General features: G+C 72.5%; 13 protein-coding genes. 7 read left to right on the top strand and 6 right to left on the bottom strand.

Annotation, left to right across the window (positions count from 1 at the left end; genetic code table 11):
- Positions 1-28: 28 nt before the first annotated feature.
- Both ACZ32T_RS14275 and ACZ32T_RS14270 read right to left on the bottom strand, forming a co-directional pair.
- On the bottom strand, positions 29-1,225 hold the full coding sequence (locus tag ACZ32T_RS14275) for an NAD(P)/FAD-dependent oxidoreductase (protein ID WP_467271526.1): 1,197 nt from the start codon (positions 1,223-1,225) through the stop codon (positions 29-31).
- Positions 1,226-1,318: 93 nt separating this feature from the next.
- Complete coding sequence (locus ACZ32T_RS14270; protein WP_467271524.1) at positions 1,319-2,263, bottom strand: RNA polymerase sigma-70 factor; 945 nt, start codon at positions 2,261-2,263, stop codon at positions 1,319-1,321.
- 189 nt (positions 2,264-2,452) lie between these two features.
- On the opposite strand from ACZ32T_RS14270, the gene ACZ32T_RS14265 reads away from it, so the two are divergent.
- The 7 genes from ACZ32T_RS14265 to ACZ32T_RS14235 all read left to right on the top strand — a co-directional run bounded on the left by ACZ32T_RS14265 (position 2,453) and on the right by ACZ32T_RS14235 (position 11,285).
- Positions 2,453-3,340 carry a DUF2797 domain-containing protein gene (locus ACZ32T_RS14265; RefSeq protein WP_467367078.1) on the top strand — a complete coding sequence of 296 codons (888 nt, stop codon included), beginning with the start codon at positions 2,453-2,455 and terminating at the stop codon, positions 3,338-3,340.
- Between the two features lie 50 nt (positions 3,341-3,390).
- Positions 3,391-4,272 carry an amidohydrolase family protein gene (locus tag ACZ32T_RS14260; protein WP_467271520.1) on the top strand — a complete coding sequence of 294 codons (882 nt, stop codon included), beginning with the start codon at positions 3,391-3,393 and terminating at the stop codon, positions 4,270-4,272.
- Between the two features lie 85 nt (positions 4,273-4,357).
- The gene (locus ACZ32T_RS14255) at positions 4,358-5,095 is read left to right on the top strand and encodes a response regulator transcription factor (protein WP_401523531.1); all 738 of its coding nucleotides are present in this window, start codon (positions 4,358-4,360) and stop codon (positions 5,093-5,095) included.
- A gap of 4 nt (positions 5,096-5,099) precedes the next feature.
- A complete protein-coding gene (locus ACZ32T_RS14250) occupies positions 5,100-6,755 on the top strand; it encodes a HAMP domain-containing sensor histidine kinase (RefSeq protein WP_467271518.1) in 1,656 nt (551 codons plus the stop codon).
- 26 nt (positions 6,756-6,781) lie between these two features.
- Positions 6,782-8,077, top strand: coding sequence for a bifunctional glycosyltransferase family 2/GtrA family protein (locus ACZ32T_RS14245; RefSeq protein WP_467367076.1), 1,296 nt, complete (start codon positions 6,782-6,784; stop codon positions 8,075-8,077).
- The gene (locus ACZ32T_RS14240) at positions 8,074-10,251 is read left to right on the top strand and encodes an ArnT family glycosyltransferase (protein ID WP_467367074.1); all 2,178 of its coding nucleotides are present in this window, start codon (positions 8,074-8,076) and stop codon (positions 10,249-10,251) included. Before ACZ32T_RS14245 ends, ACZ32T_RS14240 begins: the two co-directional genes overlap by 4 nt.
- 260 nt (positions 10,252-10,511) lie before the next feature.
- Positions 10,512-11,285, top strand: coding sequence for a TetR/AcrR family transcriptional regulator (locus ACZ32T_RS14235; RefSeq protein WP_467367072.1), 774 nt, complete (start codon positions 10,512-10,514; stop codon positions 11,283-11,285).
- A gap of 6 nt (positions 11,286-11,291) precedes the next feature.
- Here ACZ32T_RS14235 and ACZ32T_RS14230 read toward each other — a convergent pair whose 3' ends face one another.
- The 4 genes from ACZ32T_RS14230 to ACZ32T_RS14215 form a co-directional block, all read right to left on the bottom strand.
- A complete protein-coding gene (locus ACZ32T_RS14230) occupies positions 11,292-12,242 on the bottom strand; it encodes an NAD(P)-dependent oxidoreductase (protein WP_467367070.1) in 951 nt (316 codons plus the stop codon).
- A 2-nt stretch (positions 12,243-12,244) separates the two neighbouring features.
- On the bottom strand, positions 12,245-12,712 hold the full coding sequence (locus tag ACZ32T_RS14225) for a PPOX class F420-dependent oxidoreductase (RefSeq protein ID WP_467367068.1): 468 nt from the start codon (positions 12,710-12,712) through the stop codon (positions 12,245-12,247).
- A 29-nt stretch (positions 12,713-12,741) separates the two neighbouring features.
- Entirely contained in the window at positions 12,742-13,557 is an 816-nt protein-coding gene (locus tag ACZ32T_RS14220) for a YceI family protein (RefSeq protein ID WP_467273122.1), read from the bottom strand.
- A gap of 210 nt (positions 13,558-13,767) precedes the next feature.
- Positions 13,768-16,185, bottom strand: coding sequence for an MFS transporter (locus ACZ32T_RS14215; RefSeq protein WP_467273133.1), 2,418 nt, complete (start codon positions 16,183-16,185; stop codon positions 13,768-13,770).
- Positions 16,186-16,190 lie beyond the last annotated feature (5 nt).

The following is a 16,190-nucleotide window of genomic DNA, read 5'->3' as shown; positions in this document are numbered from 1 at the left end:
GCGGCCGGGCTCGGGAGGGGGCGGCCGGTCAGGCCGATTCCGTGACGGGTGCCGCTGACCGGGCCCCGTTGCGTACCACCGGGCGGCGACGGGTCGGCAGTCCGAGGGTCGGGTTGGCGACGCCCCAGGCCGCGCCCTTGCAGACCAGTTCCTTGTAGAACGCGGCGAGCCGGCCGGTCAGGGCTGCCCGGACCGCCCGGTCGTCAGCGGTGACGTACTGGATCAGGCCTTCCCTGCGGCCCAGGGAGATGCACTGGTTGAAGTAGCGGGGCGCCGTGGTCGGGAGCTTCCCGCCGGTGAGGCGTGCGGCGATCGTGTCGGCGGCCTGCCACGCCGTGGGGACGCCCGAGGCGCACGACATCCGCAGCGGGGCGTCGCCGGGGCCCTTCACCAGGGCCGCGTCCCCGATGGCGTACACGTCAGGGTGGGAGACCGAGCGCATGGCCCCGTCGACCACGATCTGACCGGAGTCGGAGACCTCCAGAGCGGTGGCCTGCGCGATCGGGTGGACCGCGAAGCCGGCGGTCCACACGGTGACCGCGGCCGGGACGGACGTGCCGTCGGCGGTGGTGACGTGATCGGCCTCCACGCCGGTGACGGCGGTGTGTTCGTGCACCGTGATGCCGAGCTTGTCGAAGACCTTCCGCAGGTGCTGCCTGCCCTTGGCGGAGAGGGTGTCGCCGAGTCCGCCCCGGGCGGCGAGCGCGACATCGAGGTCCGGGCGGGCCTCGGCGATCTCGGTCGCGGCCTCCAGGCCGGTGAGCCCGCCTCCGATGACGACCACGGGCTGCCCGGCGGCCAGGCCGGCCAGGCGCTCACGCAGCCGGAGCGCTCCGGGGCGGCCCGCGATGTCGTGGGCGTGTTCGGCGGTGCCGGGGACGCCCTGGGTGTTCCAGCCGCTGCCGAGGGCGTACACGAGGCTGTCGTACTCCAGCTCCCCGGCGCCGTTCGCGTCGACGACGGCCACCGTCCTCCGGTCGACGTCGAGGCCGGTGACCTTCGCGAGCTTCAGCTCGACGCCGGTGCCCGCGAACATCCGGCTGAAGGGCCGGGGCCTGAGCTCCTGGCCGACCGCCAGCTGGTGCATCCGGACGCGCTCGACGAAGTCGGGCTCGGTGGTGACGAGGGTGATGGCGACGTCCTCGCGGCGCAGTCGCCTGGCGAGGCGGCCGGCGGCGACGGCACCGGTGTATCCGGCTCCGAGAACGATGATGCGGTGCTTCATTTCCCTGCTCCTGTCTCGCGCGGGTCTGCCCCTTGAACCGGGCAGCCCGCCGTTTCCTGACAGGAGTGCGGTGTGAAGCAGGTCACAGCCCGATCAGTAGAGGTGGAGCAGGGGTTCTCCGTGGTCGGAGGCCGCCCATCGCCGGGTCGCGCGTTCGAGCTTGTCGGGGTTGGCCTGGGCGCGGATCGCGGCGATGCCCTCGGGAGTGACCTCCAGGCACATGACGCCGATGACCCGGCCGTCGACGACCGCGACCAGGGCCGGGCCGTTGTTGGCGGTCGTGACGTAGACCCCGGGTGAGCCGCCGGCCAGGTCGCGCTTGGCCTTGCCGGGCGTGAACAGGCCCCGCAGGAACTTCGCGACCGCGACGGCGCCCTCGAACGGCCTGGTGCGGGCCGGGACCTTCCCGCCGCCGTCGCCGACCGAGACGGCGTCCGCGGTGAGCAGCCGTACGAGCGGCTCGGTCCGGCCACTGGTGGCGGCCTCGATGAACTCCTCGACGATCCGCCGGGCGGCGGCCTCGTCGACCTCGGCGCGGGTCCTGCCCTCCGCGATGTGCTTCCTGGCGCGGTGGAGGATCTGCTGGGCCGCGGACTCGGTGATGTCGAGGAGCTCCGCGATCTTCCGGTGCGGATAGCCGAAGGCCTCCCGCAGCACGTACACCACCCGTTCGTTGGGCGAGAGACGCTCCATGAGGGCGAGGACGGCGTACGAGACGGACTCGCGCTGCTCGGCGGTCTCGGCGGGGCCGAGCATCGGGTCCCCCGGGAGCAGCGGCTCCGGCAGCCACTGGCCCACATAGGTCTCGCGCCGGGCGCGCGCAGAGGTGAGTTGGTTGAGGCACAGGTTGGTGAGGACCTTCGTCAGCCAGGCCTCGGGGACCTCGATGCGGTCCGTGTCGGCGGCCTGCCAGCGCAGGAACGTGTCCTGCACGGCGTCCTCGGCGTCGCTCGCGGAGCCGAGGAGGCGGTAGGCGATGGCTTCGAGCCGGGGCATGAAGGCCCTGAACCGGTCCACGTCCTCCACGGTCAGATCCATGGCTCGGATCCTAGCCCCGTGACGGGCCGTACAGCCCGTACACAGGCGAAGCGCGGCAACGGTCCGGGCGTGCGTGCGTGAGTGCGCGCGTGTGGCCGGTGGGCCGTGCGCGTGAAATTACTCTGGCGGTACACACCTCGACGAGAGCCCCGCCCCGGGAGGCTTTCACCACCTGTCCGGGAGGGGCCCATGAGCGGCTGGCGGTGCACGGGTCTGCGCTGGCCCCACGGCGGGCCCGTGCTCGGCTGGGCGCGGAGCGACGGGTCCGGGCGGGGGCGGGAGAGCGTCCTGGCGTACGGGAAGGAGCTCGCCTTCCGTGCCGAGGGGGAGCGGCACTGCGTGGGGGCGCGCGGCAACCCGTGCCCGGTCGGCGCCGTGGTGCCCGTACGGAGCACGGGGGCGCGGTGCGCGGAGTGCGCACGGCTGGACCGGGCGCACTCGGTGGCGGCGGACACGATCGCCGACGACCCGCGCACGTACCGCGTCTATCTGGCCTGGTTCGGGCCCGGCATGGTCAAGGTGGGGATCACGGGGGAGTCGCGGGACGCCGCGCGGCTGCGCGAGCAGGGGGCCGTGGTGTTCAGCTGGCTGGGACGCGGGCCGCTGATGGCCGCGCGGCGGACGGAGGAGTTGCTGCGTTCGGCGCTCGGGGTGCCCGACCGGATCCCGTACGCGCGCAAGCGTGCGGTGCGGGGCGGGCTGCCGGGGGCGGCGGAACGGGCCGCCGAGATCGAGGAGCTGTACGGGCGGGCCGCCGCCCTGGACGGCGCCGGCTGGCCGGAGGCGCTGGAGCGGCTGCCGTGCGTGGCCGTCGACCACGCCCGGGTGTTCGGGCTCGACGGTGCGGCGGCGGCGACGCGGGTGGTGACCGGGCTGGTGGACGGCGCGGTGGTGGCCGGCCGGCTGGTGGCCGCGGCCGGGCCCGATCTGCACCTGGAGACGGTGGACGAGGGGATCGTCGTGCTGGACACGCGGCTCGTCACCGGCTGGGACCTGGTGGGCGCCGACGTGCGGGCGGGGACCGGTGTGCCGACCGTGGCCCTGGGGGGCGGTGGTGTGCAGGACGGGCTGTTCTGAGATCGTCGCCGGAGATCTTTCCCGGCGATGTGTCGAGGCAGGTGGGGCGGATGAGCGGCGACGACCGCGACCGTGAGGACGTCGTGCGGTTCCGGCAGCGGCTCGGGCTGCCCGGGATCATCGACGTCCACACGCACTTCATGCCGGAGCGGGTGCTCAGCAAGGTGTGGGCCTACTTCGACTCGGCGGGTCCGCTGACCGGTCTCGAGTGGCCGATCACCTATCGGCGGGACGAGGACGAACGCCTCGCGCTGCTGCGCTCGTTCGGGGTGCTCCGGTTCACCTCGATGCTCTACCCGCACAAGGCCGGCATGGCGTCCTGGCTGAACGGCTGGGCGGCGGACTTCGCCGCGCGGGTGCCGGACTGTCTGCACACTGCCACGTTCTTCCCGGAGGACGACGCGGGAGCCTATGTGCGCGAGGCGGTCGAGGCGGGGGCGCGCGTCTTCAAGTCGCACCTCCAGGTCGGGGCCTACGATCCGAACGATCCGCTGCTGGAGCCCGTGTGGGGGCTGCTGGCCGAGGCCGGGATCCCGGTGGTGACGCACTGCGGCTCCGGGCCGGCGCCCGGCGCGTACACGGGCCCCGGGCCGATCGGCCGGCTGCTGTCCCGCCACCCCCGGCTGAAGCTGGTGGTGGCGCACATGGGGATGCCGGAGTACGCGGAGTTCCTGGCGCTGGCGGCGGCCTACCCAGGGGTGCGGCTCGACACGACCATGGCGTTCACGGACTTCACCGAGGACTTCACGCCGTTCCCGCCCTCGGAGCGCGGCCGCCTCGCGGATCTGGGGGACCGGATCCTGCTCGGCACGGACTTCCCGAACATCCCGTACCCGTACGCCCACCAGCTGCACGCCCTGGAGCGGCTGGGGCTGGGCGACGCCTGGCTGCGGGCGGTCTGCCACGGGAACGCGAGCGAGCTGTTCGGGTAGCGCGGGGCGGCCCGGCGCGGCGTTTCTCAGGAAATTCACAGGTAGGCGAAAGGTCTCTCTCACGGCCGTCTCACAGGCTTGAGCCATGACGACGACCTCGCCCCAGGGGCGTACAGAACTGCTCAGGCCCGACCGCAATCCCATCCGCGTACTGGTCGTGGACGACGAGGCCCCGCTCGCCGAGCTGCTCTCCATGGCCCTGCGTTACGAGGGCTGGGAGGTGCGCAGCGCCGGTGACGGTGCGGGCGCCGTCCGTACGGCGCGCGACTTCCGCCCCGACGCGGTGATCCTCGACGTGATGCTTCCCGACATGGACGGGCTGGCGGTGCTCGGCCGGCTGCGGCGCGAGCTCTCCGACGTGCCCGTGCTGTTCCTGACCGCACGGGACTCGGTGGAGGACCGGATCGCGGGGCTCACGGCGGGAGGCGACGACTACGTCACCAAGCCGTTCAGCCTGGAGGAGGTCGTGGCACGGCTGCGCGGCCTGATCCGCCGCTCCGGTACGGCCTCGGTCCGCAGCGACTCGACGCTCGTCGTGGGTGACCTGGTGCTGGACGAGGACAGTCACGAGGTGAGCCGGGGCGACGACTCGATCCATCTCACGGCGACCGAGTTCGAGCTGCTGCGTTTCCTGATGCGCAATCCGCGCCGGGTGCTGAGCAAGGCGCAGATCCTGGACCGGGTCTGGAACTACGACTTCGGCGGCCAGGCCAACGTCGTCGAGCTGTACATCTCCTACTTGCGCAAGAAGATCGACGCGGGGCGCACCCCGATGATCCACACCCGGCGTGGGGCTGGATACCTCATCAAGCCGGGTGACTGACCCTGTGAGCGGGCAGAGCACGCGCCGGCCCTGGACGCTCCGCACCCGGCTCGTCGTGTACGCGGTGACGCTCATCGCGGTGGTCGCCACCGTGATCGGTTCGGTCACCGCCATCGCATTCCGGAGCTACATGTACGGGAAGCTGGACGACCAGCTCCACGACATCACCCGGCTGGCCGCGACGCGTCCGCTGGACGGCGGCAAGCTCATGCCGGGCGGTCCGGAGGGTGAGGATCCGCTGGAGTTCGTCGGCAGGGGCGGCCCCGACACGATAGGCGCCGTGGTCACCGACGGTTCCGTCACCCTCTCCAAGGTGATGAACGGGCCGGACGCCACGCAGAGCACGGGGGAGCTGGACGAGGCGCAGCAGAACGCCCTCGAAGCCTCGGGGGTGGCTCCGGACGGCGAGGCCCATGACGTCGAGCTCCCCGGGCTCGGCGGCTACCGCGTGCAGGTCGTCCCGTCGGGCGGCGGTTCCTCCGTCCTGGTCGGCATCCCCACGGCCGAGGTGGACAAGGCCGTCAACACCCTGATCGTCGTCGAGGTCTGTGTCACCGGTGCCGGGCTCATCGCCGCCGGTATCGCCGGCGCCGCGATGGTGGGTGTCGCCCTGCGCCCGCTGCGCAGGGTGGCCGCCACGGCGACCCGGGTCTCCGAACTCCCGCTGCACAGCGGGGAGGTCGCCCTCCTCGAACGGGTGCCGGGCGCGGAGGCCGATCCGCGCACCGAGGTGGGTCAGGTCGGCGCCGCCCTCAACAGGATGCTGGGGCACGTCGGTTCGGCCCTGGAGGCCCGGCAGAAGAGCGAGACGCGGGTGCGCCAGTTCGTCGCGGACGCCAGCCACGAGCTGCGCACACCGCTCGCCTCGATCCGCGGGTACGCCGAACTGACGCGCCGGGGACGGGAGAACACCGGACCCGACACCCGGCACGCCCTGGGACGGATCGAGTCCGAGGCGGAACGGATGACGGGCATGGTCGAGGACCTGCTGCTCCTGGCCCGTCTCGACGCCGGACGGCCGCTCTCGTACGAGAGCACCGATCTCTCGCCGCTCGTCATCGACGCGGTGAGCGACGCCCGCGTCGCCGACCGGGCACCTGACGGCTCCTCCGGCGCGACCCACCACTGGCGGCTCGACCTGCCCGAGGTGCCGGCGACGGTGTCGGCCGACCCGACCAGGATCCAGCAGGTGCTGGTCAACCTGCTCGCGAACGCGCGCACGCACACCCCGCCCGGGACCACGGTCACGGTCCGTCTGCGGCCGGCGCGCAGGGAGCTGCCCTGGGTGACCCTGGAGGTCCAGGACAACGGGCCGGGCATCCCCGCCGAGCTGCGGCCGCGTGTCTTCGAACGGTTCGCGCGCGGCGACGCCTCGCGCTCCCGGCACGCCGGGTCGACGGGTCTCGGCCTCGCCATCGTGCAGGCCGTCGTCACCGCGCACGGCGGGCTGGCAGAGGTGCGGTCGGTGCCGGGCGACACGGTGTTCGCGGTCCGTCTGCCGGCCGACGCGGTGTACGGGGACGGCACGGACAGCCCCGTCCACGCCTCCGCAGCCCGGCTGGACGGTTTCGGCGGCACCGCTCCGGCCTGGGACAACAGCACGGCCGGTGTTCCCGTGGCGCACTCACAGACGGACCACAGGCTCAGCACACGGATGTGACAGCGCGGTTGGCGAGTGTCTGTCTCATGCGAACCGACACTCCTTGGAGCACCCTGCCGGCCCGGGAACATCTCCTGGCCGCAGCGGTCGGCGCTCCCGTACTCGACGTAGTGATCCCCGTGTACAACGAGGAGAAGGACCTGGAAACGTGCGTGCTGCGCCTCCACGACCATCTGGCGCGGACGTTCCCGTACGGATTCCGGATCACCGTGGCGGACAACGCGAGCACCGACCGTACGCCCGAGGTGGCGGCCCGGCTCGCGGCCCTCATCCCCGAGGTGCGGTCGTACCGGCTGGAGGAGAAGGGGCGGGGCCGGGCGCTGCGGACCGTCTGGTCCCACTCGGACTCCCCGGTCCTCGCCTACATGGACGTCGACCTCTCGACCGACCTCAACGCCCTGCTGCCGCTGGTCGCCCCGCTGATCTCCGGCCACTCGGACCTGGCCATCGGCTCGCGCCTCGCCCGCAGCTCGCGGGTGGTGCGCGGCTCGAAGCGTGAGTTCATCTCGCGGGCCTACAACCTCATCCTGCGCTCCTCGCTGGCCGCCAGGTTCAGCGACGCCCAGTGCGGCTTCAAGGCCATACGGCGCGAGGTCGCGCAGCGGCTGCTGCCGATGGTCGAGGACACCGGATGGTTCTTCGACACCGAGATGCTGGTCCTCGCCGAGCGGGCCGGGCTGCGCATCCACGAGGTGCCGGTCGACTGGGTCGACGACCCCGACTCCACCGTGCACATCGTGAGGACGGCGACCGACGACCTCAAGGGGGTCTGGCGGGTGGGCCGGGCCCTGGCCACCGGGGCGCTCCCGCTGGACCGTCTGGCGCGGCCCTTCGGGGACGACCCGCGCGACCGGGCCGTGCCGGGGGTGCCGCGCGGACTCGCCAGGCAGCTGGTCGGGTTCTGCGTCGTGGGCGCGCTCTCCACCCTCGTCTACCTCGCCCTGTACTCCCTCTTCCGGCTGGGCGTCGGCCCGCAGTTCGCCAACGCGGCGGCCCTCCTGGTGTCCGCCGTCGCGAACACGGCGGCGAACCGGAGGCTCACCTTCGGTGTGCGCGGCCGGGGCGGCGCCGTGCGCCACCAGGCGCAGGGGCTCGTCGTCTTCGCGATCGGGCTCGCCCTCACCAGCGGTTCGCTCGCCGCCCTGGGCACGGCCTCCGGATCGGCTTCGCACGGCACGGAGCTCGCGGTGCTGATCGCGGCCAACCTCGCGGCGACGGTGCTGCGGTTTCTGCTCTTCCGCGCCTGGGTCTTCCCCGACCGGCGCACCGACCACCAGGACGCCCGCCAGGGTGCCGCACACGAACCGAGGAACGTCCGATGACCGCCGCCACCCACTCCGACCGCCTCCAGGCCCCGCCCGGCACCCCAGGGGCGCCCGCGCACGCCGCGGGCGGGCGGGATCCGCTGTCGCGGCGCGTCCTCCGGGGCAGGCCCGAGGACCCGCGCTGGGCGAGGCCCGCCTTCCTCGGACTGCTGCTGGCCGTCGGGCTCGCGTACCTGTGGAACCTGAGCGCGTCCGGTTACGCCAACTCCTTCTACTCCGCGGCCGTGCAGGCCGGCAGCCAGAGCTGGAAGGCCTTCTTCTTCGGCTCGCTGGACTCGGCTAACGCGATCACCGTCGACAAGCCCCCGGCCACGCTCTGGCCGATGGCCCTCTCGGTCCGGATCTTCGGGCTGAGCTCCTGGGCGGTCCTCGCGCCCCAGGTGCTGATGGCCGTCGCCACCGCCGGTGTCCTCCACGGGGCCGTGCGCCGCCGCTTCAGCGCCGCCGCCGGGCTGATCACCATGGTGGTCTTCGCGCTGACGCCGGTCGCCGCGCTGATGTTCCGCTTCAACAACCCGGACGCGCTGCTCGCGCTCCTGATGACCGTCACCGTCTACTGCGTGCTGCGCGCGATGGAGGGCGGCCGGACGACGTGGCTGGTCTGGGCGGGCGTCGCTGTGGGTGTGGCGTTCCTGTCGAAGACGCTGCAGGCCTTCCTGATCCTGCCGCCGCTCGCCGTGCTGTACGCGGTGTTCGCGCCGGTGTCCGTCCGGAAGCGGTTCGGGCAGCTCGGTCTGGCGGCGCTGGCGACGATCGTGTCCGGCGGCTGGTGGGTGGCGATCGTCGAGCTGTGGCCGGCCTCCTCACGCCCGTACATCGGTGGCTCGCAGAACAACTCCTTCCTCGAACTCACCTTCGGCTACAACGGACTCGGCCGCATCAACGGCGAGGAGACCGGCAGCGTCGGTGGTGGCGGCGGTGGCGGGCAGGGCGGTGGCTGGGGCGAAACCGGCATCGGCCGCATGTTCAACTCCGAGATCGGCGGCCAGATCTCCTGGCTGCTGCCCGCCGCGCTGCTCCTGCTGGCCGCCGGTGTCTGGCTGACCTGGCGGGCGAAGCGGACCGACACGGCCCGCGCGGCGTTCCTCGCCTGGGGCGGCTCGCTGCTGATGACGGCCCTCGTCTTCAGCTTCATGGCCGGCATCTTCCACCAGTACTACACGGTCGCCCTGGCCCCCTACATCGCGGCGCTCGTCGGCATGGGCGCCACGGTCCTCTGGGAGGAGCGGAGCAAGTGGTGGGCGGGCGCAGCGCTCGGCGTGACCGTCGCGGCGACGGCCGTCTGGGCGTACGTCCTGCTGGGGCGGACCCCGGACTACCTCCCGTGGCTGCGCTGGGCCGTCCTGACCGGTGGCCTCGTGGCCGCCGTGGGGCTGCTGTGCGCCGCACGGCTGGGCCGGACGCTCGTGCTGGGCGTGGCGGGTCTGGGTCTGGCGGCGTCGCTGGCCGGGCCGACGGCGTACACGATCAGCACGCTCGACACGGGGCACCAGGGCTCGATCGTCACGGCGGGTCCCTCGGGCGCGAGCATGGGCGGCCCCGGTGGCGGCCGGGGCGGCGGTCCCGGTGGCGGCGAGGGCGGCGGGATGCAGCCGCCCCGGCAGGGCACCCAGCCGGGCGGCCGGGCACAGGGCAACGCGCAGGACGGCCAGGCTCCCGGCAACGCGCCGGCGGGCGGCATGCCCGGCGGCGGCACCCCCGGTCGGAGCCAGGGCCAGGGTCAGGCTCCCGGTGGTCAGCAGGGCGGGATGCCCGGCGGCGGCATGGGCGAAGGCGGCGCGGGCGGCGGAGGAGGCATGGGCGGTCTGCTCAACGGCGCCTCCGTCGACTCCGAGGCCAAGACGCTCCTGAAGCAGAACGCCGACGCCTACACCTGGACCGCCGCGGCCGTCGGCTCGCAGAACGCCGCGAGCTACCAACTCGCCACCGGCGAACCGGTGATGGCGATCGGCGGCTTCAACGGGAGCGACCCGTCGCCGACGCTCGCGCAGTTCAAGAAGTACGTGGAGGACGGCAGGATCCACTACTTGATCTCCAGCGGCTCGGGCGGCGGTGGCACGGGCGGCGGCGAAGGCACCTCCTCGCAGATCACGACGTGGGTGGAGGAGAACTTCAAGGAGGTCACCGCGGGAAGCGCGACCTTCTACGACCTCACCCAGCCGAAGAGCTGAGACCCCGGTGACAGGGCGGTGGCCCCGGAGCACAGGCTCCGGGGCCACCGCCCTGTCGCGTCACGGACGCCTTCGCCCCGGGCCTGGAGACCGGTCAACCGGTCGCAGCGGCGGCGGTCCTGGCCGGTGGTCCGCCGGCCGCGGTCCCGCCGCTGCGGGCGGAGCGTGCGGAGGCGACTGGGAGCCCCAGGTGACGGGCATAGCATCGGACGGGGGCGCCGGTACGCAGGAGAGCCACCGCGAGACGAGGAGTGTGCGCCATGGGGTCCGCGGCAGACCGTGCGAAGAGCCCTTCCAGGGTCAGTGTGTGGCTGGACCGGCGGACACCGGCGCGCACCCGCAGGGCGGATCAGCCGGCCGGCCTCGACCGGGACAGGATCACGGCGGCGAGCGTCCGGCTGCTGGACGCCGACGGCCTCGCGAAGTTCTCCATGCGGCGCCTCGCCGCCGAGCTCGACGTCACGGCGATGTCCCTCTACTGGTACGTCGACACCAAGGACGACCTGCTGGAACTCGCCCTGGACACCGTGTTCGGCGAGATCCCGGCCACGGCGGAGGACGCCGACTGGCGCGACCGCATGCGTGAACTGGCCACCAGCTACCGGAAGATGTTCGTCCGGCACCCCTGGGTCTCGGCCCTCATCGGCAGATTCCTGAACATCGGCCCGCGCTCCATGCTGTTCTCGTACGCCGTCCAGGACGTCGTCCGCGCCACCGGGCTGCCCCTGGAGCGGCAGACGGGCGCGATGGCGGCCGTCTTCCAGTTCGTCTACGGATTCGGCACCACCGAGGGGCACTTCGTGCAGCGCACGGCGGAAGCCGGGCTCACCCAGGACGAGTATGTCGAGCGGGCGATGGGAACGATCCGCGCGGACCCGGAGATCCACCGGGCCATGCGGTCCTCGGAGAACCTCATGGACGCGCGCGGCCGGGGGACGGTGGAGGAGACGCGCGAGCGGGACTTCACGTTCGCGCTGGACCTGCTGATCGCGGGCATCGAGGCGACGTGCGAGCGGGCGGCGCGCCACCCCTAGGGCCTCTCAGTAACCGCGGCGGAGGTCCACGGCCAGGGCCGGTGTGCGGCCCTCGGCGACCGCCTGCCAGCAGGACTCGAAGTCGGCGACGACGTCCTCGTCGGCCGTGATGCCGGCCGAGTGCGACGTGATCACCGTGCGGGGCAGCCGCCAGACGCGGTCGCCGGGAGCGGCGGGCTCGTCGGGCAGCACGTCGAGCACGGCGCGGCGGACCGTCCCGCCGTGCAGCGCGGCCTCCAGCGCCGCCATGTCCACGGTCGCGCCCCGGCCCACGTTGAGGAAGGTGGCGCCCCGCATCGCCGCGAATCTGGCGGCGTCGAAGAAGCGCTCCGTGGCACCGGTCAGGGGCAGGGCCGAGACGACCCATCTGGCCTCCGCCAGCGCCGCCGTCTCCTCCTCCGAGCCGGCCAGGACCACCCGGTCGAAGCCCGGGGATGTGGCGCGGGGAGTGCGGCTCACGCCCACCGTGCGCACGGAACAGGCACGCAGCAGGCCGGCGACGGCGGAGCCGATGCGACCGGTGCCGTGGACCACGGCGGTCTGTCCGGCGGCGAGCTCGGACGGGAGGCGGCGCCACTCGGACCTGGAGTGCTGCGCGGTGTGCTCCGGGACGGACTGGCACTCGGCGAGGACCCAGGCCAGCGTGTACTGGGCGATCCGCTCGCCCATCCGTCCCACGGTCCGCGTCAGCAGGGCCCCTTCGGGCCAGGCCCCGGCGGCGAGCAGCGCGTCCGTCCCGGCGTAGACGCTGTGGAACCACAACAGGCCGGGGACCCGCAGCGCTTCGGGCAGCACGTCCCCCACGAACACGAAGGGGACGTCGGGCGCGGTGGCGTACACCGGCACGGCGGGCCGGCCGGTGATCCGTTCCAGCTCGCCGACCACGGCCGGCCCGACGGACGGGGAGGTCAGCAGGCGGGCCCGCGCGAGCGGGTCGGGGTGGGGCGGGGACACCATGATCAGCCGCCGGCCAGGTGGGCGGGGAAGCCGCCGGTGGCGACCGGGCTCCAGCGCTCCGGAGTGATCCGGATGATGGACTTCCCCTGCTTGATCATCGCCGCCCGGTACTCGTCCCAGTCGGGGTGCTCGCCGGAGATGGTGCGGAAGTACTCGACGAGGGGCTCGACCGAGTCCGGTGAGTCGATCACCTCGGCCGAGCCGTCGACCTGGACCCAGGGCCCGTTCCACTCGTCCGACAGGACGATCACGCTGACCCGCTCGTCCCGCTTGGCGTTACGGGTCTTGGCCCGTTCGGGGTAGGTCGACACGACGATCCGCCCCGCGTCGTCCACGCCGCAGGTGAGCGGGGACCCCTGGGGGCGGCCGTCGGACCGGGTGGTCAGCAGGATCGCCCGGTGCCGGGGCCGCACGAAGTCCAGCAGTTCCCCGAGCTCCACGGCGGTGTTGGTCGCGATGTTGGGTGCCATACGGCCAACCCTAGGCCCTTCGGCCCAGCTCATCCCGGGACGGAGTCGCCCTGGACCGCCTGGATGTCGAGCTCGACGCGCAGAGTCGTGCCGATCGCGGAGATGCCCGCCTGCAGCACCTGGTTGTAGTTCATGGCGAAGTCGTCGCGGCGCAGCTCCGCCGTGGCGTGGAAGGCCGCCCGCACCCCGCCCCACGGGTCGGGGCCGGTGCCGAGGTAGCTGAGGTCGAGGTCCACGTCCCGTGCGATGCCGTGCATCGTGAGCAGGCCGTGCACCGTCCAGCGGTCCGGCCCGGCCGGGGTCAGTGCGCGGGAGCGGTAGGTGAGCTCCGGGAACGCCTCCACGTCCAGGAAGTCCGCCGAGCGCAGGTGCTTGTCCCGCATGGCGTTGCCCGTGTCGATGCTGCTGGAGGCGATGGAGGCCTCCACCCGGCTGTTCTGGACGTCCTCGGTGATCTCGATACGGCCGCCGAACTCGGTGAACCGGCCGTGCACGCTGGAGATACCCAGGTGCTGGGCGACCGCGGCCACCGAGGAGTGCACCGGGTCCAGCGACCAGATGCCCGGAGGGGGCAGTTCCACGCCGCCCTGCCGGGCCAGCACCACGGTCCCGGCCTCCACCCGGCCGCTGGCCGTGACGAGCGCGGTGGACGCGGCGGGGGCGTAACCCACCGCCGTGACGATCACCGTGTACGCGCCGGCCGGCAGGAGGTCCTCGGTGCGGACGGCCCCGTTCTCGTCGGCGGCGGCCCGGAGCACCTGGGTGCCCGTCATGTCGGTCACCGTCACGACCGCGTGCTGGACAGCCCAGCCGTCCCGCGTGCGTACCTGTGCGCGAAGTCCCATCCCGTGTTCTCTCCTTGCTCAAATCACTCGTGAAGCGGCGACTCGGACCGACCGGCACATGGGGTGCGGTCTCCATGAGTCGGGCCCCGGGGCGGGTTCGGCAGGCCGTCCCCTGCCTGCCGATCCCGCCACGGGGCCCATTTCCACCGGCGGCTACAGCCTCTCCGCTCGAAGTGCTGTCCCGCCAGGGGTCTTTGTGGATCCTTCTTCTTACTCGCCCGGGTGGGCCAGCTCGATGTCGTGACCGTCGACTCCGCTGCCGCTCACGGTCAGCGAGCCCGCCACCGGCGGGTAGCCGGTCGCGATCACGGAGTACTCACCGGCGTCCAGGTCGGTGAAGGCGTACACGCCGTCCTCCCCGGTCGTCGAGGTGGCGACCACGTTGCCGGCGGCGTCGACCAGCGTGACCCGGGCGTCGTTCAGAGGAGCCCGGCGGGAGCCGGCCTTGACGACACCCCGCACCAGCGCGCCGGAGCGAAGGGCCACGTCGACCCGGGTGACACCCTGGCCGCCGACCTCCACCGGCAGGGCCAGCGGACGGTAGCCCGCGGCTGTGACGGCGACGGTCACCGAGCCGGGGATCAGCTCACCGAAGGTGAAGTCACCCGCGTCGCCCGAGACGCCCGTGGCCAGCACGTCGCCGCGCACGTCGGTCACGACGACCATCGCTCCGTCGACCGGGTTGCCGCCCTCGGCGGTCCGTACGGTCCCGGAGAGGCCGCTCGTACCGGCGAGCAGGATGTCGAAGGCCAGCGGCTCGTCGCCGACGACCACGGTGGACGCCTGCGGCTGGAAGCCGTCGGCGGACGCGATCAGGACGTAACTGCCGGAGCCCGGAGCGTCCAGGACGTAACCGCCGTCGGCCTGGGCGACGGAACGCCCCAGCTGCCGGCCGCCCAGCGAGATCAGTGTGACGGCGGCGCGGGCCACGGGTGCGCCCTCGGCGCCCCGCACCACACCGCGTACGGGTGTTCCCTGAATGGTCAGCTCCTTCGTGGCAGCCGTCTCCTCCAGGACGTCGACCGAGGTGGCCCCGGCCGTTCCCTCGGCGAGCAGCGCGGTGTCGGTGGTGGCCGGCCCGGCGGTCTCCGTCGCGGCGGCCGCCTCGGCGGGGGTGTCGTTGCCCGCACGGGTCTTCAGGGCGACCTCCTTGATGAAGATCGTCAGCAGGAAGGCGAGCAGCGCGGCCGGCGCGGCGAACAGGAAGACGTCGGCGACACCGTGGCCGTAGGCGACCTCCATGACCGTACGCAGCGGGCCGGGGAGCGCGTCCAGGTCGGGGATGCCTCCGCCGCCCGTACCGCCGTGGCCCAGCGCGGCGCCCTCGGGGCCGAGGTCGGCGAGGCCGTCCTTGACGTAGCTGGTGACGCGGTTGCCCAGGACGGCACCCAGCGCCGAGACGCCGATCGCACCACCGAGGGAACGGAAGAACGTCACCACGGAGCTGGCCGCGCCCAGGTCGGCGGGAGCCACCTGGTTCTGCGTGGCGAGCACCAGGTTCTGCATCATCATGCCGATACCGAGGCCCATCACGAACATGAAGATCGCGATCTGCCAGTAGTCGGTGTCGTAGCGGATGGTGCCGAGCATCCCGAGACCCGCGGTGAGCAGGAAGCCACCGGTGACCAGCCAGGCCTTCCAGCGGCCGGTCTTGGTGATGATCTGGCCCGACAGGGTCGAGGAGAGGAAGAGCCCGGCGATCATCGGGATCGTCATGACGCCGGACATCGTCGGCGACTTGTCCCGCGCCAGCTGGAAGTACTGGCTGAAGAAGACGGTGCCCGCGAACATCCCGATACCGACGAACAGCGAGGCCGCGGAGGCCAGCGTGATGGTGCGGTTACGGAAGAGGCGCAGCGGGATGATCGGCTCGCGGGCCTTGGACTCGATGAACAGGAACAGCGCGCCGAGGACGACGGTGCCGCCCAGCATCGTCCAGGTCTGCCAGGAGATCCAGTCGTACTTGTCGCCCGCGAAGGTCACCCAGAGCAGCAGCAGGGAGACCGCTGCGCTGATGAAGAACGCGCCGGACCAGTCGATCTTGACGCCCTCGCGCTTGATCACGGGGAGCTTCAGGGTCTTCTGGAGCACGATCAGGGCGATGACCGCGAACGGCACACCCACGTAGAAGCACCAGCGCCAGCCCATCCAGCTGGTGTCGGTGATGACACCGCCGAGGAGCGGGCCGCCCACGGTGGCGACGGCGAAGACAGCGCCGAGGTAGCCGCTGTAGCGCCCGCGCTCGCGCGGGGAGATCATCGCGGCCATCACGATCTGGGCGAGGGCGGAGAGACCGCCGACGCCGATGCCCTGCACCACGCGGCAGATGATGAGCATGCCGCTGCTGGTCGAGAGACCGGCGACTATGGAGCCGCCCACGTAGATGAGCAGGGCGATCTGGACCAGCAGCTTCTTGCTGAACAGGTCCGCGAGCTTGCCCCACAGCGGGGTGGTGGCCGTCATGGCCAGCAGCGAGGCCGTCACGACCCAGGTGTAGGCGCTCTGGCCGCCGCCGAGGTCGGAAATGATCTCGGGCAGGGCGTTGGAGACGACCGTCGACGACAGAATCGCGACGAACATGCCGAGCAGCAGCCCGGTCAGCGCTTCCATGATCTGCCGGTGTGTCATCGGCG

It is taken from the genome of Streptomyces sp. NPDC023573 (assembly GCF_055559735.1).
Note: the sequence above shows the minus strand (reverse complement) of the source record. Positions and strands in the feature narration are given on the sequence as shown.